This is a genomic window from Micromonospora sp. WMMA2032, assembly GCF_002688545.1.
GTDB classification, from domain to species: Bacteria; Actinomycetota; Actinomycetes; order Mycobacteriales; family Micromonosporaceae; genus Micromonospora; species Micromonospora sediminicola.
This window is the reverse complement of sequence record NZ_CP024052.1, coordinates 376,982-402,335: the sequence shown is the minus strand read 5'-3', so window position 1 is coordinate 402,335 and position 25,354 is coordinate 376,982. Positions and strand designations below refer to the sequence as shown.

Annotated in this window: 20 protein-coding genes; 3 read left to right on the top strand and 17 right to left on the bottom strand. The window is 73.8% G+C overall.

The features are described 5' to 3' along the window. Positions 1-2 precede the first annotated feature (2 nt). From CO540_RS01740 to CO540_RS01715, 6 genes are all read right to left on the bottom strand, one after another. Entirely contained in the window at positions 3-479 is a 477-nt protein-coding gene (locus CO540_RS01740; protein ID WP_253866353.1) for a macro domain-containing protein, read from the bottom strand. Between the two features lie 30 nt (positions 480-509). Continuing rightward, complete coding sequence (locus CO540_RS01735; RefSeq protein WP_091574028.1) at positions 510-893, bottom strand: DUF1622 domain-containing protein; 384 nt, start codon at positions 891-893, stop codon at positions 510-512. Between the two features lie 105 nt (positions 894-998). After that, positions 999-1,664, bottom strand: coding sequence for a TcmI family type II polyketide cyclase (locus CO540_RS01730; protein ID WP_099160621.1), 666 nt, complete (start codon positions 1,662-1,664; stop codon positions 999-1,001). 29 nt (positions 1,665-1,693) lie between these two features. Further along, positions 1,694-2,923, bottom strand: coding sequence for a cytochrome P450 (locus tag CO540_RS01725; RefSeq protein ID WP_099160620.1), 1,230 nt, complete (start codon positions 2,921-2,923; stop codon positions 1,694-1,696). Further along, positions 2,920-3,240: a putative quinol monooxygenase gene (locus tag CO540_RS01720; RefSeq protein WP_098744454.1), complete on the bottom strand. Its 321-nt coding sequence runs from the start codon at positions 3,238-3,240 to the stop codon at positions 2,920-2,922. The genes CO540_RS01725 and CO540_RS01720 overlap by 4 nt, the downstream gene beginning before the upstream one ends. After that, positions 3,237-5,513 (bottom strand): FAD-dependent monooxygenase, encoded by a 2,277-nt coding sequence (locus CO540_RS01715; RefSeq protein WP_099160619.1) that lies wholly within the window; start codon positions 5,511-5,513, stop codon positions 3,237-3,239. Before CO540_RS01715 ends, CO540_RS01720 begins: the two co-directional genes overlap by 4 nt. Before the next feature lie 190 nt (positions 5,514-5,703). Here CO540_RS01715 and CO540_RS01710 point away from each other — a divergent pair, with 190 nt between their 5' ends. Continuing rightward, positions 5,704-6,462 carry a trans-aconitate 2-methyltransferase gene (locus CO540_RS01710; RefSeq protein WP_099160618.1) on the top strand — a complete coding sequence of 253 codons (759 nt, stop codon included), beginning with the start codon at positions 5,704-5,706 and terminating at the stop codon, positions 6,460-6,462. Positions 6,463-6,494: 32 nt separating this feature from the next. On the opposite strand, the gene CO540_RS01705 is transcribed toward CO540_RS01710, so the two are convergent. From CO540_RS01705 to CO540_RS01660, 10 genes are all read right to left on the bottom strand, one after another. Then, positions 6,495-9,212, bottom strand: coding sequence for a LuxR family transcriptional regulator (locus CO540_RS01705; RefSeq protein WP_099160617.1), 2,718 nt, complete (start codon positions 9,210-9,212; stop codon positions 6,495-6,497). A 93-nt stretch (positions 9,213-9,305) separates the two neighbouring features. Next, positions 9,306-10,193, bottom strand: coding sequence for an alpha/beta hydrolase (locus tag CO540_RS01700; RefSeq protein WP_099164540.1), 888 nt, complete (start codon positions 10,191-10,193; stop codon positions 9,306-9,308). 127 nt (positions 10,194-10,320) lie between these two features. After that, on the bottom strand, positions 10,321-10,992 hold the full coding sequence (locus CO540_RS01695; protein WP_256386029.1) for a DUF1963 domain-containing protein: 672 nt from the start codon (positions 10,990-10,992) through the stop codon (positions 10,321-10,323). Positions 10,993-11,018: 26 nt separating this feature from the next. Continuing rightward, a complete protein-coding gene (locus tag CO540_RS01690; protein ID WP_099160616.1) occupies positions 11,019-12,179 on the bottom strand; it encodes a glycoside hydrolase family 26 protein in 1,161 nt (386 codons plus the stop codon). Then, positions 12,173-13,936 (bottom strand): glycosyltransferase family 2 protein, encoded by a 1,764-nt coding sequence (locus CO540_RS01685; RefSeq protein WP_253866351.1) that lies wholly within the window; start codon positions 13,934-13,936, stop codon positions 12,173-12,175. Before CO540_RS01685 ends, CO540_RS01690 begins: the two co-directional genes overlap by 7 nt. 199 nt (positions 13,937-14,135) lie before the next feature. Continuing rightward, positions 14,136-15,605: a glycosyltransferase family 39 protein gene (locus CO540_RS01680; RefSeq protein WP_099160614.1), complete on the bottom strand. Its 1,470-nt coding sequence runs from the start codon at positions 15,603-15,605 to the stop codon at positions 14,136-14,138. A 214-nt stretch (positions 15,606-15,819) separates the two neighbouring features. After that, positions 15,820-18,144: a glycoside hydrolase family 3 N-terminal domain-containing protein gene (locus tag CO540_RS01675; RefSeq protein ID WP_099160613.1), complete on the bottom strand. Its 2,325-nt coding sequence runs from the start codon at positions 18,142-18,144 to the stop codon at positions 15,820-15,822. Between the two features lie 39 nt (positions 18,145-18,183). Continuing rightward, positions 18,184-19,050 (bottom strand): carbohydrate ABC transporter permease, encoded by an 867-nt coding sequence (locus tag CO540_RS01670; RefSeq protein ID WP_091574017.1) that lies wholly within the window; start codon positions 19,048-19,050, stop codon positions 18,184-18,186. After that, entirely contained in the window at positions 19,047-20,045 is a 999-nt protein-coding gene (locus tag CO540_RS01665; protein ID WP_098744448.1) for a carbohydrate ABC transporter permease, read from the bottom strand. The genes CO540_RS01670 and CO540_RS01665 overlap by 4 nt, the downstream gene beginning before the upstream one ends. Next, entirely contained in the window at positions 20,042-21,352 is a 1,311-nt protein-coding gene (locus CO540_RS01660) for an ABC transporter substrate-binding protein (protein ID WP_099160612.1), read from the bottom strand. Before CO540_RS01660 ends, CO540_RS01665 begins: the two co-directional genes overlap by 4 nt. A gap of 158 nt (positions 21,353-21,510) precedes the next feature. Between CO540_RS01660 and CO540_RS01655 the strand changes: the two genes are divergently transcribed. Further along, entirely contained in the window at positions 21,511-22,491 is a 981-nt protein-coding gene (locus tag CO540_RS01655; RefSeq protein WP_172967973.1) for a LacI family DNA-binding transcriptional regulator, read from the top strand. Between the two features lie 12 nt (positions 22,492-22,503). On the opposite strand, the gene CO540_RS01650 is transcribed toward CO540_RS01655, so the two are convergent. Continuing rightward, positions 22,504-23,511: a LacI family DNA-binding transcriptional regulator gene (locus tag CO540_RS01650; RefSeq protein WP_091574013.1), complete on the bottom strand. Its 1,008-nt coding sequence runs from the start codon at positions 23,509-23,511 to the stop codon at positions 22,504-22,506. A gap of 189 nt (positions 23,512-23,700) precedes the next feature. Here CO540_RS01650 and CO540_RS01645 point away from each other — a divergent pair, with 189 nt between their 5' ends. Then, entirely contained in the window at positions 23,701-25,326 is a 1,626-nt protein-coding gene (locus tag CO540_RS01645) for a glycoside hydrolase family 43 protein (RefSeq protein WP_099160611.1), read from the top strand. Positions 25,327-25,354 lie beyond the last annotated feature (28 nt).

Below are 25,354 nucleotides of genomic sequence, written 5' to 3'. Positions count from 1 at the left end.
GCTCAGGACCGGTCGTAGACGGTCACCGGAATGTCGCGGGCGCACAGCGTGCGCAGCACCAGCGGCTCGATCCGCTGCCACGAGCCGCCGGCCAGCCCGCACCCGATGCGGGGCATGTGCACCGACGCGCCCAGCTCCTCGGCGTGGTCGGCCAGCGCGATGAGGCAGCGTTCCACCGCGTCGTAGCGGATGGGCGGCCCGCCGCTGCCGCGTCGCATGCCACGCTGGCCGACCATGTTGGCCACCCACAGGTCCGGCGCGACCCGCACCAGCCGGGTGGCGCCGAGGCCGAAGTCGTTGCCGGCCCGATGCCGGTGCCAGTCGCGGTAGTCACGCTCGGGCTCCGGCCAGCGCCGGGAGATCGCCAGGACGAAACCCTTCCCCCAGCCGCCCAGGTCGTTGCAGACGTGGGCGATCACCTTGGGGCCCTTCGCCTGCGGGCTGGTCGCGTCTCCCTGGATGATCCGCAGCGTGCGCACGGTCGTCATCCTGCCCCGGGGGTGCGACGGTCAGCGCTGCGGCCGGGCGCCCACGCTCGGCCGGCTCACCGGCGGGCGGCCCTGCCAGGGCCAGCGGCCGTCGAGCTCGACCTCCAGCGAGAAGCTGAGGAACGTCCGGACCAGCACGATCAGCGCGAGCACGCCGACGCTGGTGAAGGTGGGTGACACCGCGACCGTGCGGATGATGTCGCCGCCGACCAGGAACTCCAGGCCGAGCAGGATCGCCCGGCCGACGCCCTGCCGGTAGGCCCGGTAGTTCGCCACCACCTGCCGGGTGCGCCCGCAGCGCACCGCGAAGACCACCGTGGCGACCGCCACGCCGACCGCGATGACCAGCACCCCGGCCAGGTCCAGCAGCGCGCCGACGTGCTGGATGAGTTCCTTGGTCGGCACCCGACACCCCCGTACGGAATCGGGTCCAGCCTGACGCACGGACCGCGACCGACAGGGGGATTCGGCGCTCCCGCCACCCGGTGGCGGGAGCGCGCGTGAGGTGGCTCAGTCCTGGGCCTGCCAGCGGTAGAAGACCGTGGCCACCGAGTCCTGCGGGCCGTGCCACACCTCCGGCCGGTACGGCTCGATGTACGGGCCGAGGTCCTGCATCACCTTGCCGAACGACGGGGCGTCGCCGTGCTGGTCCCGGGTCGCCTCGGCGGCCGAGGACTCCTGCTCCAGCAGGTGCACGTAGACGTCGTCGATCGAGTAGAGCCAGCGCCCGGTCACGCCCAGGTCGGTCGGGAGCGACCCGGCGTCGGACTCGCCGAAGACCCGGGCCACATCCGGCTCGGCGCCGGGCTTGATCCGCCCGACGATCACGGTGAGCGTGGTGTCCGCCGGCGGCTCGCCCTCGGGCGCCCAGTGGTAGAACTCCTTGGCCACCGAGTCCGACGGGTTCTTCCAGTAGCGCGGGTACGGGGTCACGTACGGACCGATCGCCTCGGCGATCTTCTGGAACGCGGGCAGCCCGCGGGTCTGCCCGGAGATCCGCGGGTCCTGCTCCCGCTCGATCACGTGGATGTAGAGGTCGTGGTGCGACAGCAGGTACCGGCCGATGACGCCGAGGTCCTGCGGCCGGGTGACCTGGTCGTAGTGGCCGAAGACGTCGCCGACGATCTGCTCGCTGCCGGGGACCATGTGGCAGACGATCACGTTCCGGAAGACCATGACTGCTCCTCGAAGACGGGTGGGACGGGCTAGACGGTGAAGGTGACCGGTAGTTCCAGCAGGCCGCGGAACGGCGAGGCGGCCGGCAGCCGGCGCACCTCGGCGAGCGGGACGCCGAGCCGCAGCCCGGGCAGCCGGCGCAGCAGCGCGGACAGGGCGAGTTCCGCCTCCATCCGGGCCAGCGAGACGCCCAGGCAGTAGTGCACGCCGTGGCCGAAGCCGAGGTGGGGTCCCCGGACCCGGCGCACGTCGAGCCGGTCGGGGTCGGCGAAGTGGCCGGGGTCGTGGTTCGCGGCGTTGATCGCCACCCCGACGATCGACCCGCGCGGGATGCGTACCCCCTGGTAGTCGATGTCCTCGGTGGCGATGCGCGGGCTGGCCACCGGCAGCGGGCCGTCGAACCGGAGCAGTTCCTCGATCGCCGCCGGCAGCAGGCGGGGCGTGGCGCGCAGCAGTTCGAGCTGCTCGGGGTGGGTGAGCAGGGCCAGCACGGCGTTGCCGAGGAAGTCGGCGGTGGTCTGGTGCCCGGCGAAGAGCAGCAGGAACGTGGTGGTGACCAGTTCGGCCTCGGACAGCGTCCCGTCCTGGTCGACGGCCCGCACGAGCGCGCCGATGATGTCGTCGGCCGGGTCGTCGCGCTTGGCCCGGACCAGGTCGGCCAGGTAGTGGTGCAGCCGCAGCTGCGCCTCCTGGACCGCCGCGCGTTCCTCCGCCGGGGGCCGGCTGGTCGAGCCGGAGGTGCGGATGACCTGGGTCCAGTCGAGCACCCGCCCGTGGTCGGCGGGCGGCACCCCGAGCAGCTCGCAGATGACCGTCATCGGCAGCGGGATCGCGAAGTCGTGCATCAGGTCCGACTCGCCCTGCGGGATGATCTTGTCGATGAGCTGGTCGACGATCACCGCCACCCGGGGACGCAACGCCTCGATCCGCCGGGGCGCGAACGCCTGCGACACGACCCGGCGCAGCCGGGTGTGCTCGGGCGGGTCGGAGTTGAGCATGTTGCGGTTCAACCCCTCCGAGTTCGGGCCGAAGATCCGCAGGTAGTGCTGGTCCGGCCCGTACAGGTCCTTGGACAGTCGCGGGTCGGTCAGCGCGGCGCGCGCGTCGTCGAAGCCGGTGATCAGCCACGAGTCGAACCGCGGCGAGCCGACCGGGCAGACCGGCCGTTCGGTCCGCAGCCGGGCGAACGTGGGGTACGGGTCGGCCGCGAACGCCTCGGTGTACAACTCGGCGGCCGGCACCTTGTCGTCGTCGGTCATCGCCCCTCCCCCGGCTCGCCGGCCACGCTGTGCAGCACCTGGTAGGTGTGGCGCTGCGCGGACTCGCGCAGCTCGCGGATGATGGTCAGCAGCCGGTCCCGGTGCGCGCTGCGGCCGAACGCGTCCAGCCGCTCCCGGTCCGCCCAGTCGCTGATCACCAGATAGCTGCGCGGGTCGTCGGCGTCGCGGACCAGGTCCTGGTGCAGGCAGCCGTCCAGGGACCGGATCTCCTCGGCGACGGTGAGCCACGCCGCCTCGAACTGTGCCTCGCACCCCTGGCGGGTCCGCATCGCCAGCACCGTGCGCACCCGGCTCACCGCGCGCTCCCGAAGATCAGGTGCAGGTGCTTGCGCAGCGCGTCCGGGTCGACGGGCGCGCCCCGGAACCCGACGTGCCCGTCCGGGCGGATCAGGTAGAGCCCGGTGCCGGTCAGCCCGTACCCGGCCCGGAACCGGCGGTCGGCGTCGCGCACCACCGGCGGGTCGGCCAGGCGCGGTTCGTCGGCCTCCGGGTCGAGCAGCAGGTACGCGTCGAGTTCGCCACCGGCGAGGCGACGCGCGTCGGCGCACAGGTCGGTGAACCCCGCCAGCTGCGCCGGATCGGCCGTGGCGTCGGCGTAGAGCAGCAGCGTGTGCCGGGTGCCCCGGGTCAGGTCCCGCAACCGCAGCGGGTGGCCGACGCCGCGCCGGCGCAACCCGTCCACGTCGGGCGCGATGTCGCCGGGGCGGGGCGCGTCGCCGAGCGCGGCCGGGTCGGCGACGGTCTCCCCGACCAGCGGGCTGCCGGCGTAGCTGAGCAGCATGGACATCTCCTGGAGGAACTGCCGTTCCAGGTCGGCGCGGTCCACCTCCTCGGTGCCGGCCATCCGTACCGCCCGGCCGACGATCTCCTCGCCCTCCGGGCGCCGCTCGGTCTCGTAGCTGTCCAGCAGGCCGGGCGCGGCGAGCCCACGTACCGCCAGGGCCAGCTTCCAGGCCAGGTTCCAGGTGTCCTGGATGCCGGTGTTCATGCCCTGGCCGCCGGCGGGCGGGTGCAGGTGGGCCGCGTCCCCGGCGACGAAGACCCGTCCGTCGCGGTAGCGGTCGACGATGCCGTGGCTGATCCGGAACACCGACGACCAGCGCAGGTTGCTCGCCCGGGTGCCGGGCGGCGCGAGGCGGTCCAGCGCGGCCTGCACGTCGGAGATGGTCGGCTCGTCGAGTTCCTCGCTGAACCCGGGCGGGGCGTCCCGCCCGCCGGTCTGGGCGAAGAACCGGGGCGGGGCGAGCGTGGCGATGCGGTAGCGGTGCGCGCCGCGCAGCGGTACGCAGACCAGCATCCCGTCCATCTGCCCGTCGGTCATGTGCAGGAACCGCAGCAGGTGCCCGTCCGGCATGTCCCAGTTCACGTCGACGTCCACCAGCATGAACAGCTGCGGGAACCGGCCCAGACCGCCGGTGAAGGTGAGCCCGAGCCGCTCCCGTACCCGACTGTGCGCGCCGTCGGCGCCGACCAGGTACGCCGCGCGTACCGTCTCGGTGCCGCCGTCGGCGGTGCGGACGGTGGCGGTCACGCCGTCGGCGTCCTGGGTGAAGTCGACCAGTTCGGCGCCGCGCTGCGGGCGCACCCCGAGCGCGGCCAGCCGGGCGGTGAGGATCCGCTCGGTCTCGTACTGCGGCAGGCCGAGGTGGTCGTACGGCAGGCCGGGCAGCTCCCAGCTCATCCGGTGGGTCTGCTCGCCGTTGACGAAGACCATGTTGCCGGTGAGCCAGATGCCGGCGTCCATGGCCTCCCGGACGACGCCCTGCTCCTCCCAGATCTCCATGGTGCGGCAGTGCACGCCGATCGCCTTGTCCGCGTGGCCGGGCGGCGTGACCTGCTTGTCGATGACCCGGCAGGCGATGCCGCGCCGGGCCAGCTCGACGGCGGCGGTCAGCCCGGTGGGCCCCGCCCCGACGACCAGTACCTCCGTTGTCTGCTGCACGTCGGCCTCCCTGCCCGTGGTCGAGTGGCGGCCGGTCCCGTCGGGTACGACGTGGAACAGGCGGCGCCGGATGTCGAGAAGGAACGGTGCGATCGGGCCGGCCTGCACCGAGGCGTGGGCCGGGTCGCCGATCCAGGCGAGGAACGGCGCGGCGCCGTCCCACTCCGCGAAGATGTGGTGCGTGTCGGAGCCGGGCTCGCGGAGCAGCTGCTCACGCCGGTAGCCGGGGATGGCCGCCATCCGCCGCACCACCTCGGGGTAGCCCCGGTGGAACTCGGCGAGCCGGTCCCGTGGCACGGTCAGCTCCACGTCCACGTAGACCGGGCCCTCGCCGTCGCCGTCCTCCCGCATCGGCGGGTAGTCGGGCGGGTCGGCCGGCTCGGTCAGCGGCCGGAGCAGGTCGCCCAGGCGTGCCGCCACCGGCCCGTCCCGGTACGCGCGCAGCGCCGCCTCGTCGGTCCACTCGGTGACCACGACGAAGCCGTACGGGTCCAGGGCGTCGCGCAGCAGCTCGTGCCGGAGGCTGCCGGTGAGCGCGCCGACCTGCCCGGCGACGGTCTCCCAGGCCGGTCCGACCGCGGGCTCGCACCCCGGACGCGCGCGCAGCCGGAGCATCGTCCTGATCATGCCGCCCCCTCGAACCGTCCCGTCCTCGTGCCGCGACCCTGCCGGAGGTCGCGTCACCCGTTCGTCACCGCCGCATGCCGCGACGTCCCCCGCCGGTGACGCCGCCGGGACGCGGGACCGCTCCGATCTTGTTGCAAAAGATTGGCAACAAGCCTCGACAGGCACCTCCTCGGTAACTATCGTCAGCGGCGTGACTCCTTACGATGTGGATGTGCGGGCCTGGCAGGAGAGCTGGGACCGGCAGCAGGAGGCGTTCATGCCGGACCGGGAGCACCGGTTCGCCGCGATGCTCGACGCCGTCGAGGCGGTCGCCGGTGACCGGCCAGCGCGCGTGCTCGACCTGGCCGGCGGCACCGGGTCGATCAGCCTGCGCGCGTTGGCCCGCCGACCCGACGCCGAGGTCACCCTGCTCGACCTCGACCCGGTGCTGCTCACCCTCGCCGAGGCGGCCCTGGCCGGCCGGGCCACAGTGGTCACCGCCGACCTCGACCAGGCCGACTGGGCCACCGCCCTGCCCCACCGGGACTACGACGCGGTGCTCACCGCGACCGCCCTGCACTGGCTCGACGGGCCGCGCCTGGCCGAGCTGTACCGCGAGATCCGGGACGTGCTGCGCCCCGGCGGCGTGTTCGTCAACGCCGACCACATGCCCGACGACGCGTTGCCGACGCTGACCGCGCGGCTCGGCGAGCGGGCCCGGGAGCAGCGGCACGCCCGGCACCGCGCCGGCGCGGTGCTGTCCTGGGCGGGCTGGTGGGAGCAGGCGGCCGACGACCCGACGCTCGGGCCGCTGGTGGAGAAGCGGCGGCAGATCTATCCGACCGGGCACAGCCCGGAGTGGAACCCGCCCGCGGCGTGGCACCTCGACGCGCTGCGCGGGGCCGGCTTCACCGAGGCCGGCGTGCTCTGGCGGGGTGGCGCCGACGCGGCCGTGGCCGCGCTGCGCTGACCCGGCCGCGGGCGCTCCGGCCGGGTCGCCGCTCAGGGCAGCAGGCGGGCCAGCTCGGTGCGGGACCGCACGCCGAGCCGGTGGAAGACGTTGCGCAGGTGGTGGTCGACGGTCCGGGTGGACAGCGACATCCGGGTGGCGATCTCCCGGTTGGTCGCCCCCTGCGCGACCAGCCGGGCGATGTGCAGTTGCTGGCCGGTCAGCAACTGCTCCGGCCCGGGCCGGCCGGGTCCGACCGACTCCCCCGCCGCGCGCAGCTCCTCGCCCGCCCGCTCGGCCCAGGCGGTCGCGCCGAGCAGCGTGAACGCCTCCCGGGCCCGGTGCAGGTGCGCCCGGGCGTCCCGGGGCCGACGCCGACGGCGCAGCTCGCGACCGAACAGCAGCTCGGTGCGGGCGCGCTCGAACCGGTCGGTGTCGGCCGGGTGCAGCCGCAGCGCCGCGTGGAACTCCTGCTCGGCCTCCGGGCCGCCGCGCGGCGCGAGCAGCGCCCGGCAGCGGGCGGCCAGCGCCCGCCGCGACGGGCTGGCCGTGCTGCTGGCCCAGTGGTCGAAGACGGCGAGCGCGGCCGCCGGCCGCCCGCCCTCGTGGGCGGCGGCCTCCACCAGGTACGGGGTGGCCATGACCTGCACCAGCACCTGCCCCCGACCGGTGCGCGCCCGGGCCAGCGCGGCCAGCCGGGCGACGGCGTCGGCGTACCGGCCGTCGATGAGGTCCAGCACGCCGAGCGCCCACCGGGCGTACGCGTCCGGCCGGCTCCCGGGGGCGGCCCCGTCACCGATCTCGGCGATCCGCGCCAGCGCGCCGACCCGGTCGGCACGCACCGCCGCCAGCACCGCGAGGATGCCGAGGTGCACCTGGGCGCAGACGTGCTGACCGGCGGCGCGGGCCGCGCGCACGCCCTGCCGGGCGGTCTCCGCGGCGGCCTCGTGGCGGCCCAGCCAATACTCCGCGACGGCCCGCAGCTCCAGCGCCCGGGGCAGCAGGGACACCTCGCCGGACGAGCGGGCCACCTCCGCCGCCCGGTCGGCGAGCCGGTGCGCGGGGCCGTCCACGCCGACCAGCAGGGCGGCCGCGGCGGAGCAGGCCAGAGCAGCGGGGGTGGCTGCGGATCCGGCCAGCCGGCCGCCGAGGACGACGACCCGGCGCAGCGCCGGGCCACCGCGGGCGTGGTCACCGCGCAGGGTCGCCCCGACGCCCACCGCGAAGGTGGCCAGCAGGTCGACCTCGGGCGGGTCACCGGGGCGCCGCAGAGCCTCGGCCCGCCGCGCCACCTCGGCATAGCGGTAGTGGTCGCCGGTGACGCAGATGGCCTCGCCCGCGCGGACCAGCGCGAGCAGGGCGGAGCGGCGGTCGGTCGGCGCGACCGCGTCGGCGGCGGCCAGCAGCGTCGCCACCGCGGCGGCCGGGGCGTCGCACCGCAACTGCATGTCGCCCCGGACCAGGTCGGCCGGGCCGCGCACCGTCGGTCCGGGGGCGAGCCGGCGCAGCAGCTCCCGGGCCTGGTCCGGGTCGCCGGCGGTCCAGGCGCAGCGTGCCGCCGCGACCGTCAGCTCGGCCACCCGGGCGGGGTCGGCGGTCAGCTCGGCCGCACGGCGCAGTGCGACCGCCGCGGCGGCCCGGTCCGGTGCCCGGTCGACCGCCACCGCGAGCTCGGCGGCCAGCACGTCGGCCGGGCAGTCGGCGCCGGTGGCGTGGCGCAGCGCCCGGCCCAGTGGGCCTCCGGCGAGCGTGCCGGCCAGCAGCAGGTGCGCCGCGCGCAGGTCGGCCAGCGGCGCGACCGCGGTGATCATCGGCCGGGCGAGCGGGTCCGGGAACGTCACCCCGTGCGGCCCGGTACGCAGCAGGCCGGCCGCCTCGGCGGGGGCGAGCGCCTCGACGGTCAGGCCGCCGGCCCAGGCGGCGCGCACCAGGATGCCCGGGTCGTCGTGCGCGTCGAGCGCGGCGAGCAGCACCATCCGCCGGGTCGGCGCCGGCAACCGGTCGAGGCGGACGCGGTAGGCGGCGGCGAGCGCGCCGTCCACCGGCGGCGTGTCGGGCAACGGCTCCTCGCCCCGCCACTGAGCCGGGGTGAGCGTGTCGGCCAGGTCCGCGAGGGCCTGCGGACTGCCGCTGCTCAGCGCGGCCAACGCGCGGGCCACGGTTGCCGGTGGAGGGTCCCGGCGTCCGGCGAGCATGGCCTGGCACTCCCGGACGTGCAGCGGCCGCAGCCGGTGCGCCGGGACGCCGTCGACGGCCGTCGGGGACGTCGTGGTCAGCAGCAGCGCCACCGGCAGCCGGCGCAGCCGCCGCGCCACCACCGCCAGCGTGCACGCGCTCTGCCGGTCCCCGGTGTCGAGGTCGTCCACGGTGCACAGCAGCGGCCGGCGCTCGGCGGCGGCGGCGAGCAGGGAGCGCACCGCCGCGGCCAGGGCCAGGCGCTGGTCGGCCGGGCATCCGCCGCCGCCGAGCACGTGCCGGAGCAGCCGACGCTGCCGCACCGGCAGGGCCGCGTCCGCGTCCAGCACGGGATCGAGCAGACGGTGCAGCCCGGCGTAGGGCAGGGCGGCCTCGTCGGCCAGGCCGGCGCCGGTGAGCAGCGTCCGTTCCCCCGCCACCCGCCGGGCGTACGTCAGCAGGGTGGTGCGCCCGGATCCGGGCGGGCCGTGGAACAGCAGCGCGCCACCGGTGTCCCGGTCGAGGAGCCGACGGATCGCGTCGCACTCGTCGTCCCGGCCCCACAGGTTTATATGCACTGTCGATGCAGAAACCATGCATCCAGTGTCACCTATGGGTAACCCGTCGGAAAAGAGGCGGACACGCCAACGGGACGGCCGACGCGGCGACCGTCCCGTCCGCGTGCGGGTTCAGGAGCTGGGGCAGGTGTTGCGGTACTCCTCGATCGCGGACCCGCTCGGCCCCGGGCAGAGGAACTGCTCGTAGCGGGTGTCGTCGTCGACGAACCGCTTCAACCACGCGACCGCCTGCTTCGCCAGGGGGGTGTTGACGGTCTGCGGGAAGAAGTGGTTGGCGCCGTTCAACTCCAGGTACGCCTTCTCCGAGGACGACGGGATGCTGGTGTAGAACGGGATCGAGTGGGTCGCCACCGGTGCGATGCTGTCGGTCTCGCCGCCGATGATGAGCGTCGGCACCCGCACCTCGGACCAGGTCTTGTCCAGGTTCCACGGTGCGAGCGGGACGGCGGCCTGCAAGGACGGCCGGGACGCGGCGGCCTCCAGGCTGCCGCCACCGCCCATCGAGTGCCCGGCCACGGCGAGCCGGGAGGAGTCGATCCGGCCCCGCACCGAGCTGCGCTGGGTCAGGTAGTCCAGCGCGGCCAGGAGCTGCCGACCCCGGCTGTCCGGCTGGTCCAGCAGCGTGTTCGTCTCGATGCCGATCACCACGAAGCCGTGCGAGGCGATCCGCGGCCCGAGCCAGCTCAGGCTGGACCAGGTGGCGGTGTAGCCGGGCGAGATGGCCACCGCGCCGAAGGTGCCCTCGGCGGTGCTGGTCGGGTAGTAGATCACGCCGCCGCCGAAGCCGGTGACGCTCCACGAGGAGACGCTGATCGACGAGGTGGCGAACGGCCCGCGGCTGGCCTCCAGGATGGCGTTGGTGGGCGCCGGGCCGCGCTCGTAGGGGCTCGCGGCACTCGCCGCGGTCGGGACGGCCAGGGCGCCGCCGGTGGCGAGCAGGGCCGCCACGGCGAGTCGGGCCAGGACACGGACGGGGGTACGGGAACGGGTGGTGGGCACGTCGGTCACTCCTTGCGCCGGAAATACATCGACATGCGTAAGCATCGATGCCCCGAGGTGTGACGCGCATCGGCGAAATCACCGGTCCCGACGCCGGCGGGGGGAGCACGCCGGCCCGGGCCCGGCACTACTCGGTGAACTCGCAGAAGGACAGCGCCCTGCCGAACCGCCGGGCGGCGAGGTCCTCGTGCCGGATCAGGAACCGCGCGTTGACGAACTCCTCGTCCGGCACGCCGAACTGCGCCAGTGGCACCCACTCGCGCATCACCCGCTGCGCTTCCTCGTACAGGGCGACCATCCGCTCCGCGCGGGGCAGGGACCTCGCCCGCCGCTGCCGTTCCGGCCAGAGCTGCTCGACCAGCGCGCTCATCTCCTTGCGGTGCGGCATGTCGCGCAGGAGACGGATCTGGGTGTCGCACAGCCACTCCGCCGAGCGGTCCAGCCAGTCCGGCAGCTCCGCCTGGACGGCGGCGTACATCTCGTGCTCGGGGGTGAGGAAGGGCTCCCGGGCGATCCCGGCGGGTAGGACGTACTCACCCTCCACCGTCTCGACGCCGGCCGGGACGTACACGACCCGCGCGTACGCCTTCTCGTTCTCGATGCCGCAGACGTCCTGTGCGCCCTCCTGGCCGAGGAAGAACAGCAGCGTGCCGTCGGCCGGCAGGGCGAGGTCGGGCACCCGGGGCAGCACCGCGCAGTCGAGCCGGAGCAGGAACGGCGACGGAGAGCCCTCCGGGCACGTGGGCCACGGCATGCCGACCGGCAGCCGCGGCCGGCCGCCCCGCCGCCCGACGGGCACGCCCTCGTCGCGCTGCCACGCGTGGATCAGGGCCCGGCACGCGGCCGCATCGCCGGCGACCAGGTCACGTCGTAGCGCTTGCCGGCCACCGACTCGGCGAACGCCGTCGCCGCGACCGGCGAGGCGGCGATGCGCCAGTCCTGCTCCTTGTCCAGCTCGAACCAGATCAGCCCGATCAGGTTCCGGTAGCGGGGCAGCGAGCGGAAGGTCTCCCGGATCCACTGGGCCTTGCGCGTCGCCGTGTCGGCGGCGCCGGTCTCGGTGACGACCAGCGGCTTGTCCGTGACGGCACGGATCTCGTTGATGGTGGGCCCGAAGATCTGGTCGAAGGTCCAGTACGTCTTGGTGAAGGCGCCCGTGCCGTAGTAGCCGGTGACACCGACCCAGTCGACGTACTCGTCACCGGGGTAGAGCCCGGCCAACCCGGCGGTCGTCTTGTCCCACCTGGCGTTCGGACTCCACACCCAGGCCACGTTGGTCGCCCCGGCCGTGGTGAAGATGTCGTGCACGTGCCGCCACGCGCGCACGTAGTCACCGGGTCGGTTGCCGTTGGCGCGTTCGCACCACGGGTACCAGTCGCCGTTCATCTCGTGCGCGAAGCGGATGGCGATCGGGTAACCGAGCGACCGCACGCCCTCGGCCCAGGACCGCAGGTAACCGTCGAAGTCCCCGCTGGCGATGCGGGCCAGCCGGTAGTCCGGCTGGGTGGCCCGCAGCCGGTCGACCTGGCGGACCGGCAGTCCGGTGCGGCGGGCGGCCTCGTCGACGGTGTGGTCCCAGGGCTCCCAGCCCAACATCGGCATCATGCCCCGGTCGGCGATCCGGTCGAACAGGCTCCGGTCGAAGGTCGCCGACGCCCAGCCGGCGCCGAAGAGCATCACCTGCGGTGCCCGCCGCGCCGCCGCGGCGAACCGGTCGACGGCGGTGAAGTCGTACGGGCCCTTGTCGGTCATCACCCCGAAGAACGCCCGCCCGGCCGGGGGGAACGTGCCCGCGACCGGGCTCGGCCCGGCCACCGCCGGGGCGTCGGCCATCGCCACCGCCTCCGGCGTGGTCACGGCGCGTCCCTGGGTCGGGACGTCCGAGGCCGGGGCGCGCCACGCGCCGGGCGCCACGACGAAGGCGTACGCCAGCAGCAGCACACCGGCCAGTGCCAGGCCCACCCGGGGCAACGTCAGCCTCAGCACGGGGCACCACCACCGACCGCCGCCGGGACGGGCCGTTCCGTCGTGCCGGCCGGTTGCGGGGCGGGTTCCGACTCGTCGCGGCGGGCCCGCACGTTCTCCACCCAGGCGATCACCGGCGGCGCGAGCCCGGTGAGCAGCGTCAGCACCGGCCACACCCGCAGCAGGGGGTAGTCGTGGCCCAGTGCGAAGCTGGCCCCGAGCAGTCCGGCGGCCACCGCCGCCCAGCACAGGTGGAGACGGAAGGTGCGCAGCGACTCCACGGTGCGCAGCGTTCCCTTGGCGGTCACCACGAAGCCGAGCCGGCGGCGCAGCAGCGCGCCCACCGCGGCGGCCACGTAGACCGGCCCGGCGAACAGGGCGAGCGCCATCCCCACCATGCCCACCTCCTCCCGCTCGTGCGGAGCGATGTTGAAGCGGCGCAGCCAGAGCCAGAGCAGGAACCAGCTGCCGAGCGTCGAGCCCCACAGCGCCGCCCAGACCTGCGGGTCGAGCCGGCCCGCGTCGACGCCGGTGAGCAGGTACAGCGCGGTGGCGGCGTTGCCCAGCAGCAGGCTGACCGCGACGCTCGGGTAGTAGAACTGGAGCAGGCGGTACTGCCAGCGACGGCGGGCCGGCAGCTCGCGCGGCGCGCGCAGGTCGCGGCGGAACAGGATCTCGCAGATGCCGGCCGCCCAGCGCTTCTGCTGGTTGAAGTAGTCGGCCCAGGAGGTGGGCCCCTCCCCCAGCGCCACCACGTCCGGGGTGTAGACGCCCTTCCACCGCCGTCCGGTCGCCGGGTTGACCGCGGCGTGGATCCGGATGCTGGTGAGGTGGTCCTCGATGATCGAGTCCTGGTAACCGCCGATGGTCCGCCACGCCGCCGGGCGGTAGAGGTGGCCGGTGCCGGTGAGCAGCGGCGCGTCCAGGCCGTTGCCGCCCCGGGCGATCAGGCCGTTGTAGAGGTACTGCTGCACGGAGGCGCCGTGGGCGACGAAGTTCTGGTGCATGTTTCCGTAGACCTGGGGGGTCACCACGAACGCGACGTCCGGGTCGCGGAAGTAGCCGAGCGTGCGTTCCAGGAAGTTCGGCAGCGGCACGTGGTCCGGGTCGACGTTGGCCACCACGTCGTAGCGGTGCTCGTGCTCGGCCCGCCAGGCGTTGTGGTTGCCGGACTTGGTCCGGGCCCGGAACTCGCCGCGCGGCTGGTTGTACTCGGGCCGCCCCCTGCGGCTGAAGTGGTGGACGCCCAGTCGAGCCGCCATCGCCCGCACCTCGGGGTCGTCGCCCTCGTCGAGGATCCAGACGTCGACGCGTCCGCAGTAGACGATCTCGCGGAGCCGGCGCAGGGTCCGCTCCGCGACGTCGATCGGCTCCTTGCTGGGCACGATCGTGGTGAGCAGCGCGACCCGCAGGCCCACCGGGGGGTCGACCGGCACGGGGTCCTTGGCGTGGAAGGCGAACACCCACACCACCACGTTCTGCGCGAGGCGGATCAGCTCGACGCCGACGACCACGCAGAAGGCGAGCCGCGCGGCGATCGTCTGCCAGCCGCCGAGCCCGACCACACCCGGGCCGGGCACGTGCTGCGGCAACAGCAGCCAGCCGACGAAGAGCAGGCCGGTGGCGCTGTTGAGCAGCACGAGCAGGGTCAGCACCGACCGGGCGGCGACCGAGGCGGCGGGGCGCAGTTCGACCGGGGCGTCCGGACGGCGGGGCGGGCGCAGCGGCCCGGCGGTGGCGCCGCACCGGGCGTACGCCAGGCGGGCCCGGACGTTCAACTGCCCGCGGTCCGGGCCCCGCCGGCCCGGTCGCCCGGGCGGGACGGCCGGTGCCGGGCGGTCACCCGGAGTTCCCGGTCCCGCGGCCCGGGACGGGCGTGTATCGGCGGCGACGGCCACGTTTCCCCCATGGTCTGCATCGGGCTCGCCAGGAACCCCGACAGATGCTAAGCCGACAATCAACAAGAAAAGGCGTGAATCAGGCAGATGCCGGTCGTCCACCCACGAACAGCACCACCGTGAACCCGGTCGGCCGCCAGACCTGCGCCGGCCGGTACCCGGCCCGCAGCGCCCGCTCCGCCGGGCCGTCGCCGGGCGGCGCCACGGCGGTCCCGGACCGGATCAGCCACAGCCGGCGGTGACCGTCGGGGCAACCGGCACAGGCGAGCGGACCCGCGTCGGCGAGCACGTCGGCCGGCCGCCGGTCGGCGGGGACGTAGCGTGCCATCACCGTGCGCGCGGTCGGATCGGCGTAGAGCACGCCGTCCCCGCGCTGACGCAGACCGTCGACGATCGCCGCGACCCGGCGGGGGTCCTGGCCGTGGCCGTCGGGCGCCCGCGCCGCGGCCTGGGCCGGCGCGCCGACCAGGGCGACCGCCGCCAGCCCGGCCACCGCCCAGCCGGCGCGCATCCGCGACAGCGCGGCCGCGCCGAGCACCGCCCAGGCGGGCAGGGTGAACAGCAGGACGGCCGGCGACCAGACCGGCACGGTCCGGGCGACGAGCAGCAACCCGAGCGCCGGCACGAGCGCCCACGCGGTGCAGATCGCGGCGGCGTACCGCAGCGGAAGGCTGAACAGGGCCAGACCGGCCAGCAGCGCGCCGACGGCGGCGACCCCGAACAGGTCCCGGGGTGTCGCCACCAGCGCCGCCGGGTCGACCCGGACGCCGGGTGCGAGCCGCGCGCCGGCCCGGACCCCGGCCCAGAGCAGCGCGGCCACCGGGAGCGCCGCCAGGACCACTGTCGCCGACCAGCGGGCGGCGGCCGCCCGGCGGAAGGCGAGCACCACCCAGCCGTGGCCGGCGAGCAGCAGCAGCGCGGCCGGCTGGCACAGGCCCAGCAGGACCACGGCCCCGGCGTACGGCGCGAGCCGGCGCACGCCCGGCCGGTCCAGGGCCGCCGGCAGCAGCCAGGTGGCGAGCACGGCCGCGCACACGGCAAGCGCGTACGGCTGGGCCTCCTGCGCGTACCGGGTCGAGGTCGGTAGCGCCGCGAAGAGAAGGCCGGCCAGCACGCCCGTGCCGGGGGTGAACATCCGCGCCGCGAGCGCGCCGACAAGCGCCGCGGTCGCGGTCATGGCCAGCAGCGACGGTACGCGCAGCGTGGGATCCGCGGCGCCGAACAGCGCCGCCCAGGCCCGGATCAGCAGGTGGTACGGCACGAGCGTGGCCTCGTCCCCGGCCAGCGCCGACCGGAGGTCGCGCCACGGGGACGTGGCCGCGCGCCAGGTGTCCAGCTCCTCGGACCGCAGGCCCGGCCGGTCCAGCCCGACGACACCCAGCCCACCGGTCAGCAGCGCCGGCAGCAGCCACGCGGCGACCCGCCACCGGGCCGGGCGGCGCGCGACGCGGACGGGGGCCCGGCGGGGCCGGTCCTCGCCCCACGGGTCCTCGACGCCGACCTCCGCCGGCCCGAGCCGGGGCAGCACCATGGTGTCCGCGTCCATCATCTGACTCACGCATCCCTGTAGGGGGCCGGCGACCGGGGTCCAGCCGACCGGGCGCGGGGGCGCCGGGGACCCGAGGGGTCACGGGCTGGACAACACCCAGGAGCCTAGTGAGCCGAAATCGACAAAACACCCGATATGCCGCTAAAGCACCAACAAGGAAGACGGCGGGTGGCGGTGTCCGGCCCGGACACCGCCACCCGGCCGGGGTCGGCGCTCAGCCGACCTCGGTGACCGTCCAGCGCGGGGCGGCGGTGGTCACCGCGACGGTGTCACCGACCAGCCTGGTCGACCCCATCGCGTCCCGCCGGGCGCTCGTGCCGACCCACACCTCCACGTCACCGGGCTCCACGACCCGGGTCAGCGTGCGGTCGGAGAAGGCCAGGCGGCTGGTGGGCACGGTCAGCTCGACCGTGACCGCCTCGCCCGGCTCCAGGCGCACCCGGCGATATCCGAGCAGCTGCGCCACCGGCCGGGTCACCGACGCCACCAGGTCGCGGCCGTAGAGCTGGACCACCTCGTCGCCGGCCACCGCCCCGGTGTTGGTCACCCGGACCGTGACGCGCAATGCCCCGTCCGTCGGCACGGTGGCGGGCACGGTCAGGTCGGTGTAAGCGAACGTGGTGTAGGACAGGCCGTGGCCGAACGGCGCCACCGGCGTCGCGGGCAGGTTGGTGCCGTTCATGCCCTCCCCCAGCTCCGGGTGCAGGTACGAGTACGGCTGCGCGCCGGCCGAGCCGGGCAGGGTGACCGGCAGCCGGCCGGACGGGTTGACCCGCCCGGAGAGCACCCCCGCGATCGCCCCGGCGCCCTCCTCACCCGGGAAGAACGCCTGCACCACAGCCGCGCACCGGGACAGCGCCCAGCCCAGCGCGTACGGACGGCCGGTGAGCAGCACGAGGACCACGGGCGTGCCGGTGTCCAGCACCGCCTCGACGAGCTGCCGCTGCACGCCAGGCAGCTCCAGGTCGTCGCGGTCGCAGCCCTCACCGACGGTGCCGCGGCCGAACAGGCTGGCGTGGTCGCCGACCACGAGGACCGCCACGTCGGCGGCGGACGCGGCGGCGACCGCCTCGTCGAAGCCGGACCGGTCCGCCGAGTCCACCTCGCAGCCGGCCGCGAAGGTGACCCGGTCGGCGCCGAACTCGGCACGCACCGCCTCCAGCACGGTCGGCACCTCGAAGCCGGTCTCCACCCCCGGGTGGAGGGCCAGCACGTGGTTGAGGAACGAGTAGCAGCCGAACAAGGCGCCCTGCCGGTCGGCGTTCGGGCCGACCACCGCCACCCGCCGGCCCCCCGGCAGCGGGAGCACGCCCTCGTTGGCGACCAGGACGACCGACTCCTCGGCGAGCCGGCGGGCGATCGACCGGTGCTCGGGCGAGTCGAGGTCGACCGCGCCCGGCGGCTCGTCGTCGAACGTGGCGTCGAGCAGCCCGAGGTCCTGCTTCTGCCGCAGGACGCGCAGCACCGCCCGGTCGACCAGCGCCTCGTCCACAGTGCCGGCCCGCACCGTCCCGGTCAGGGTCAGGTAGGCGTCGCCGGTGGGTAGCTCGATGTCGAGGCCCGCGCTCAGCGCCTGCACGGCCGCGTCCGCGTGGTCGGCCGCGACGTGGTGCAGCAGGTGGAGGAAGGCGACGCCGTAGTAGTCGGCCACCACCGTGCCGTCGAAGCCCCACCGGTCCCGCAGCACGCCGGTCAGCAGCGTCGGGTCGGCGGCGACGGGCACGCCGTCGATCTCCGCGTACGAGTGCATGACGCTGCGCACGCCACCGTCGAGGACCGCCATCTCGAACGGCGGGAGCAGCACGTCGGCCAGCTCCCGGGGGCCGGCGTGCACCGGGGCGAAGTTGCGCCCGGCGCGGGAGGCGGAGTAGCCGGCGAAGTGCTTCACCGTGGCGTGCACCCCCTGTGACTGCAGGCCGCGCACGTACGACGTGCCGATGGTGCCGACCAGGTAGGGGTCCTCGGCGATGCACTCGTCGACCCGGCCCCAGCGCGGGTCCCGGATCACGTCGAGCACCGGCGCCAGCCCCTGGTGGATGCCGAGCGCCCGCATCGAGGACCCGATCGCCGCGGCCATCTCGGTGACGAGGTCCGGGTCGAACGCGGCGCCCCAGGCCAGCGGCGTGGGGAAGGTGGCGGCCTTCCACGCCGACAGCCCGGTGAGGCACTCCTCGTGCACGATCGCCGGGATGCCCAGGCGGGTACCGGTCACCAGGTCGCGCTGGAACCGCCACAGCCAGGCCGCGCGGGACGCGGCGTCGACCGGGCGGGTGCCGTAGACCCGGGTGAGGTGGCCGAGCCCGTGGCGGGAGAAGTCCTCCAGCCGGGCGGCGTCGGCGAACTCGCCCTGCAGGGGTGCGACCGCCTCACCGTCCTCCTTCTCCCAGAAGCCGACGAGCTGGGCGACCTTCTCCTCGATCGTCATCCGGGCGAGCAGCTCCCGGATGCGGGCCTCGCCGGCGTGCCCGTCCGGCCGGTCGTGGTCCGGGCCCGCCTGAGCCGGCGCCGGCCCGACCACCACCGTGTGGACCTCTGTCATGTTGTGCCTTTCGCTTGGTTGTGCGCGTACCGCTGCCGCTCAGCCCTTGACCGCGCCCTGCAGGCCGCCGACGATCTGCTTCTCGGCGAGCGTGAAGAAGAGCAGGGCCGGCAGCATCGCCAACGACGTGAACGCCAGGACGCCCGCGGTGTCGGTGGTGTACTGGCTGGAGAAGTTCTGCACGCCCAGCGGCAGGGTGTGCAGGCTGACGTCGCCGAGGACGAGCAGCGGCAGCAGGAACGCGTTCCAGCTCGCCACGAACGCGAGGATGCCGACCGTGACGACCGCGGGCCGCGACAGCGGCAGCACGATCCGCCAGAGGAAGCCGAGCCGCCCGGCGCCGTCGATCGCCGCGGCGTCCTCCAGCTCCCGCGGGATGGCGGACAGGAACGGGCGCAGGATGACGATCGTGAGCGGCAGCGAGAAGGCCACCTGCGGAAGGATCACCGCGTAGTAGGAGTTGATCAGATTCAGGTCACGCAGCAGAAGGTACAGCGGCAGGATCGCCGCGCCGGCCGGGAACAGCAGGCCGAGGGTGAAGAAGGTGTAGAGCGCCTCGCGTCCCCGGAACGTGTACCGGGCCAGCACGAACGCGGCGGCCATGCCGAGCACCACCACACCGAGCGTGGTGCCGAGCGCGACCACGGCGCTGTTGAACGCCTGCCGCCAGAAGTCGCTCTGGGTCAGCACCCGGGAGTAGTTCTCCCAGACCCACGGGTCCGGCAGGCCGGCCGGGTCGGCCACGATCTGCGGCGTGGTCCGGAAACCGCCGACGACGACGTACACGACGGGCGCGATCGACACGGCCGCGACCGCGAGCGCCAGCGCGTACGTCAGCGGCGTGTTCCACTGCACCGGCCGACGCCCGGCGGAGGGGGCGGGTACGGAGTTCACGGCCACTGTCACTTCCCCTTCCGGGTGATGGCGCCCTCGATGTCACGGCGGAGAAGGAACCGCTGGAACAGCAGCGCCGCGACGAAGGAGATGACGAACAGGATCACGGCCACCGCGTTTCCGTAGCCCCACAGTCGGGCGAAGAAGCCGTTGTCCACCATGTACGTGGCCATGGTGGCCGAGGCGCCCAGCGAGCGCACCGCGGGCACCGAGGTCACCCAGACCATGTCGAAGACCTGCAACGAGCCGATCATCGACAGGAACATCCAGATCCGGATGGTGGGGCCGAGCAGCGGCAGCGTGACGTGGCGCTGGATCTGCCACCAGCTCGCGCCGTCGATCTCGGCGGCCTCGTTCAGCTCCGGCGGCACGTTCGACAGGCCGGCGAGCAGGAGGATGATGGCGAAGCCGACGTACTTCCAGGTGAGGACGAACAGCAGCGTCCAGATGACCACGTCGAGGTCGGCCAGCCACGCCTGCACGAAGCCGCCCAGTCCGACCGACCGCAGCAGCGCGTCGAGCGTGCCGCCGTCGGTCAGGATCAGCTTCCACATGATGCCGACGGTGACCTCGGCGAGCACGTACGGCACGAAGACCAGCAGGCGGAACGCCGAGCGTCCGCGGAAGCGGCGGTTGAGCAGCAGGGCGATGCCGAGTGCGACGGGCCCCTGGATGAGCAGCGACCCGAACACGATGATCGCATTGTTTCGGAGCGCGTCGAGGAAGATCGGATCCTGGAACGCGAGCGTGTAGTTGCGGAAGCCGACGTACTCGGTGGGCGGGCCGACGCCGCGCCAGCGGAACAGGCTGTAGTAGAACGCGAAGCCCATCGGCACCAGCACGAACAGCACGTAGATGAGGACCGCCGGCGTGGTCAGCCCGATGATCTCGTACCACTTGCGGCGGGTCTCGGCGCGGCGCGAGGCGGCTCGTGCGCCGGGCCGGAGGCCCGCCGGTGGCGCGGTCACGCCGCCGGCGGGCATACGGGTCTGCGATGCGGACGTCACTTGCTTGCGGCCGCCTTCATGGCCGAGACGACCTTCTCAGGTGTCCCGTTGCCGGCGAAGATCGCGACGATCGCGTCGTTCATCGCGTTGCCGACCGTGCTGCCGTAGGCGGTGTCGAGCCAGAGCTGCACGTAGGTGGCGTCGGAGGTGGCCTGGAGGATGGACTTCAGGGCCGGGTCGGTGACGCCGTCGGCCGCGCCCTTGGCGACCGGCAGGCCGGTGCCGGTGGCGGCGTAGCCCTTCTGCACCTCAGGGCTGACGAGGTACTTGAGGAACTCGACGCACTCGGCCGGGGCGTTCTTGGCGCAGGCGAAGCCGTCGCCGCCGCCCAGGGCGGCCTTCGGGTCACCGGCGGAGCCGGAGATCGCCGGCACCGGGAACCAGCCGAGGAACTTGCCCAGGGCCGCCTTGTCGGTGGCGACGGTGTCCAGGGTGCCGCGGTTCCAGTCGCCCATCAGCTCCATCGCGGCCTTGCCGTTGGCGAGCAGGCCGTTGGCGCTGGTCGGGTCGTTCTGGCCCGGCGTGGCGATGAAGTTGTTCTGGAACGGCTTGGTGTCGATGAACGCCTTCAGGTCCTGGCCGGCCTTGACGAAGCACGGGTCGTCGAAGGTCCGGTCGGTGGTGGCCTTCTTCAGGGTGTCGACCGAGCAGGCACGCAGCGCGAAGTTGTACCACCAGTGCGCGGCGGGCCACTTGTCGCCGGCGCCGAGGGCGATCGGGACCACGTTGGTCGCCTTGAGCTTGGTGACCGCCGCGTTGAGTTCCTCGAAGGTGGTCGGCGGCGCCGTGATGCCCGCCTTGGCGAACATGTCCTTGTTGTACCAGACGCCCTCGATGCCCATCCGGTACGGCAGGCCGTACTGCTTGCCGTTCACCTGCCAGATCTCGGCGGCGCTACCGATGTCGGCCACCTCGCCCTTCACCTGGTCGGTGATGTCCTTGAGGTAGTCGGCCTCGACCTGCTCGCGCATCTCGCCGCCGCCCCAGGCCTGGAACACGTCCGGCGGGTCGTTGCTCAGCAGCGCGGCGGGCAGCCGGGTGCGCTGGAGCTGGTTGGTCTCGATCGCCTCGATCTCGATCTTGACGGTCGGGTGGAGCGCGGAGAAGTCCTTGGCGACCTTCTCCCAGTACGTCTTGCCGGGGCCGTCCTGGGAGGCGTTGTGCCACCAGGTGAGCGTCACCGGGTTCTTGTACAGCTCACTTCCCGCGTCCGTCTCGTCGTCGCCACCGCCGTTGCATCCGGTGGCGACCAGGGCGGTTGTCACAAGCAGTGCCAGCACGGCAGCCGCACGGCGCTTCATCGCCATGAATGTCTCCTCGACCACGTAGTCGGGTTACCTGCCGGGGAGTGTTACAGCCACGTAACTCGATGTCAATCGGTATCGATAACGTTTTCGAAACCGTAGCGACGCGGGCGGGCGAGCCCTCTATCATCGTCGGCGTGGTGTTCCCGGAGCGCGTCAAGATGTCGGACGTGGCACGTACCGCCGGCGTCTCGGTGGCAACGGTATCGAAGGTTGTGAATGGCAGGTACGGCGTCGCCCAGGCCACCGTCGAACGCGTGCAGCAGGTCATCCACGACCTCGGGTACGAGGCCGACCTCGGCGCGCAGAGCCTGCGCAGCCACCGCACCAACGTGCTGGGCATTCTGGTCGCCGAGTTCGAGCCGTTCTCGACCGAACTGCTCAAGGGCGCGTCCCGGGAGGTCGCCGGCAGCGGCTACCAACTGCTGGCCTATTCCAGCGGCGACGGCGAGGGCGCGGCCATCGGCTGGGAACGCCGGTCCCTGGCCCGCCTGTCCGGGACGCTCATCGACGGCGCGGTGATCGTGACACCGACCGTGGTGGAGACCAAGCACGGCTTCCACGTGGTGGCCGTCGACCCGCACACCGGGCCGTCCGGCCTGCCCACCGTCGACTCGGACAACTTCGCCGGCGCCGTCCTCGCCACGAACTACCTGCTCTCCCTCGGCCACCGCCGCATCGGGCACATCAGCGGACGCCCCGACCTGGAGTCGGCGCGGCTGCGGGAGGCCGGATTCCGCCGGGCCATGGCCGACGCCGGGGTGGCGGTGGACGAGCGGCTCGTGCGCGTCGGCGGCTTCCGCATCGAGAGCGCCGCGAGCACCGCGGCCGAGCTGCTGGCGCTCCCCGACCGGCCGACGGCGATCTTCGCGGGCAACGACCTCTCGGCGATCTCGACGCTGGACGTGGCCCGCGGCGCGGGCCTGACCGTGCCGGACGACCTGTCGGTGATCGGCTTCGACAACGTCCCGGAGTCCGCGTTGGTCGACCCGCCGCTGACGACGATCCGGCAACCGCTGCAACGCATGGGCGCGGAGTCGCTGCGCCTGCTGATCGACCTGATCGCGGGCGTGGAACGCGACACGCACATCCGGCTCCCCACCGAGCTGGTGGTCCGGGCGTCCTGCCGACCCCTGCGCTGAGGCCACCGCTGCTCACTCGGGCGGGCGGGCGGCGCTGTCGCGCACCACCAGCTCGGTGGTCAGCTCCACCCGCCGGCTCTCGGTCCGCTCACCCCGGGCCAGCCGCAGGACCGTGCGGGCGGCCAGCATCCCCATCTCGGCGAGCGGCTGGCGCACGGTGGTCAGCGGCGGGGAGCACCACCGCGCCTCCGGCAGGTCGTCGAAGCCCACCACGCTGACGTCGTCCGGCACCCGCAGGCCGCGCCGGCGTACCGCCTCGTAGGCGCCGAGGGCCATCTGGTCGCTGGCGGCGAAGATCGCGGTGGGCGGATCCGGCAGGGCCAGCAGCCGCTCGCCCCCGGTGAAACCGGCCTCGTGGTAGAAGTTGCCCGGGCGGATCAGCTCGTCGTCCACCCCGAGACCGGCGGCCTCCAGGGCCGCCCGGTAGCCGTCCAGGCGGGCCCGGCTGCACATCAGGTGCGCCGGTCCACCGATGAACCCGATCCGCCGGTGGCCGAGACCGAGCAGGTACTCGGTGGCCCGCAGGCTGCCGACCCAGTTGGTCGCGCCGATCGCCGGCGCCTCCTGCGGCGGCACGCCGGCCGGGTCGACGATGACGACCGGGAGGTTGAGCCGGCTCAGCTCCGCCTGCAGCGGCGCCTCCAGCGTCGAGGTCACGAAGATGACGCCCTCGGTCGAGCGGACCCGCAGGTTGTGCAGCCACTGCCGCGCCGACGAGGTACGCCGGTGGATGGCGGACACCACGGTGCCGATGCCGGCCGCGTGCGCGACGTCCTCGACCCCCCGGATGATCTCGACCGCCCACGGGCTGTCCAGGTCGTTGAAGACCAGGTCGATCAGGCCGGAGCTGGCCCGCATGCTCGGCGGACGGCGGCGGTAGCCGTGCCGCGCGAGCAGCTGCTCGATCCGCTCCCGCGTCTGCGGGGAGACGTCGGAGCGGCCGTTGACCACCCGCGAGACCGTCGGCACCGAGACGCCGGCCAGGCGTGCGATTGTCGCGATGGTGACCTTGTCGGACACGGGATCTCCGGAACTTTCAGCGATGGAGCGGAATGGTTTCCGGCATTGGCCGGTAGGTTACGACCCGTCTGTGCCCCGGTCAAGGCTCCCCCACAGCCGCGTCGAGCCGATACGGTGGGCCGCAACTCCGCACTGTCCGGAGCGGAAGTTCCGGAACGTCGTCAGTGGACCGAGCCCGAGGAGTCGCCGATGTCGACCGAGATCGCCCCCCTGCCCGCCGTCACCCGGTCGATCCGCAACCCGGTCCTCACCGGGTTCCACCCGGATCCCTCGATCCTGCGCGTGGGCGACGACTACTACCTGGCCACCTCGACCTTCGAGTGGTATCCGGGGGTCGGGATCCATCACTCCCGCGACCTGGTGCACTGGCGCCCGCTCGGCGGGATCGTCACCGAGCGCCGGCTGCTGGACCTGCGGGGCTGCGGGGACTCCAACGGGGTGTGGGCGCCGGACCTGACCTGGCACGACGGGTTGTTCCACCTCGTCTACAGCGACGTCGCCAGCTTCGCCAGCGGCTACTGGGACCCACAGAACTACCTGATCACCGCCCCGGACATCGGCGGGCCCTGGTCGGACCCGGTGAAGCTGCACGCGCACGGCTTCGACGCGGCGCTGTTCCACGACACCGACGGCAGCACCTGGCTGCTGAGCCTGAGCGCGGACTGGCGGCCGGGCCGGGACCGCTTCGGCGGGATCGAGATCCAGCGCTACGACCGCGAGCGACGACGGCTGGTCGGCGAGGCGAGGATCATCTTCCACGGCACCTCGGCCGGGCTGACCGAGGGTCCGCACCTCTACCGGCGCGACGGCTGGTACTGGCTGGTCACGGCCGAGGGCGGGACCAGTTGGGAGCACCAGGTCACGGTCGCCCGCTCCCGCCACCTGTTCGGCCCGTACCTGGCCGACCCGAGGGGACCGCTGCTCACCTCCGCCGGCCGGCCGGACCTGCGACTGCAGAAGGCGGGCCACGGGTGCCTGGTCGAGACGCAGCAGGGCGACTGGTACCTCGCCCACCTGGTGGCCCGCCCCTACTCCCCGCTGGGCAACTGCGTCCTCGGGCGGGAGACCGCGATCCAGCGGGTCGACTGGCCGGCCGGGCAGTGGCCGGCCGTGCCCGGTCGGGTGCCGGCCGACACCGTCCCGGCCCCGGAATTGCCCGCGCACCCCTGGCCGGACGAGCCGGCCACCGACCACTTCGACGGGCCCACGCTGTCCGCCCGCTGGTCGACGCTGCGCCGTCCGGCCGGCGAGGAGTGGCTGGACCTGACGGCGCGCCCGTCGTACCTGCGGCTGCACGGCGGGCAGTCCCCGGTGGGCCGGCAGACGCCGAGCCTGGTCGCCCGCCGGGTCGGCGCCGAGCGGTGCGTGCTGGAGACCGTCGTCGAGTTCGACCCGGCCGACCACCGGCAGCTGGCCGGCGTCACCGCGTACTACAACACGACCAACTGGCATCACCTCTACCTCACCCGGGCCGACGACGGCCGCCGGGTGCTCGAGCTGCTGAGCTGCGACCGGGGCCGGCGGACCGCGTATCCGGAGCTCACCGTGGACGCCGGCGACGGCGCGCGGGTCGGGCTGCGGGCGCGGTTCGACGGGCCGGTGGTCCACGTCGGGTACGACCTGGGTGACGGCTGGCGGGACCTGCCGGTCGACCTGGACGCGACGATCCTCTCCGACGAGCACGCCGCCCTCGTCGTCGACGGCGAGCCGGCCGCCTGGGGCTTCACCGGCGCGTTCCTCGGCCTCTGGGTGCAGGACCTCGGGGGCGACGGCGGGTACGCCGACTTCGACCACGCCACCTACCGGCAGGAGTGAGCGTCCCGGAGGGACGGTTGACGACCGA

Excerpts from the sequence above, each read along its gene's own strand:
- CO540_RS01730 (WP_099160621.1), bottom strand. The coding sequence starts at position 1,664 with ATGGTCTTCCGGAACGTGATCGTCTGCCACATGGTCCCCGGCAGCGAG.
- CO540_RS01725 (WP_099160620.1), bottom strand. The coding sequence starts at position 2,923 with ATGACCGACGACGACAAGGTGCCGGCCGCCGAGTTGTACACCGAGGCG.
- CO540_RS01715 (WP_099160619.1), bottom strand. The coding sequence starts at position 5,513 with ATGATCAGGACGATGCTCCGGCTGCGCGCGCGTCCGGGGTGCGAGCCC.
- CO540_RS01705 (WP_099160617.1), bottom strand. The coding sequence starts at position 9,212 with ATGGTTTCTGCATCGACAGTGCATATAAACCTGTGGGGCCGGGACGAC.
- CO540_RS01680 (WP_099160614.1), bottom strand. The coding sequence starts at position 15,605 with ATGATGGACGCGGACACCATGGTGCTGCCCCGGCTCGGGCCGGCGGAG.
- CO540_RS01675 (WP_099160613.1), bottom strand. The coding sequence starts at position 18,144 with ATGACAGAGGTCCACACGGTGGTGGTCGGGCCGGCGCCGGCTCAGGCG.
- CO540_RS01660 (WP_099160612.1), bottom strand. The coding sequence starts at position 21,352 with ATGGCGATGAAGCGCCGTGCGGCTGCCGTGCTGGCACTGCTTGTGACA.
- CO540_RS01655 (WP_172967973.1), top strand. The coding sequence starts at position 21,511 with ATGTCGGACGTGGCACGTACCGCCGGCGTCTCGGTGGCAACGGTATCG.
- CO540_RS01645 (WP_099160611.1), top strand. The coding sequence starts at position 23,701 with ATGTCGACCGAGATCGCCCCCCTGCCCGCCGTCACCCGGTCGATCCGC.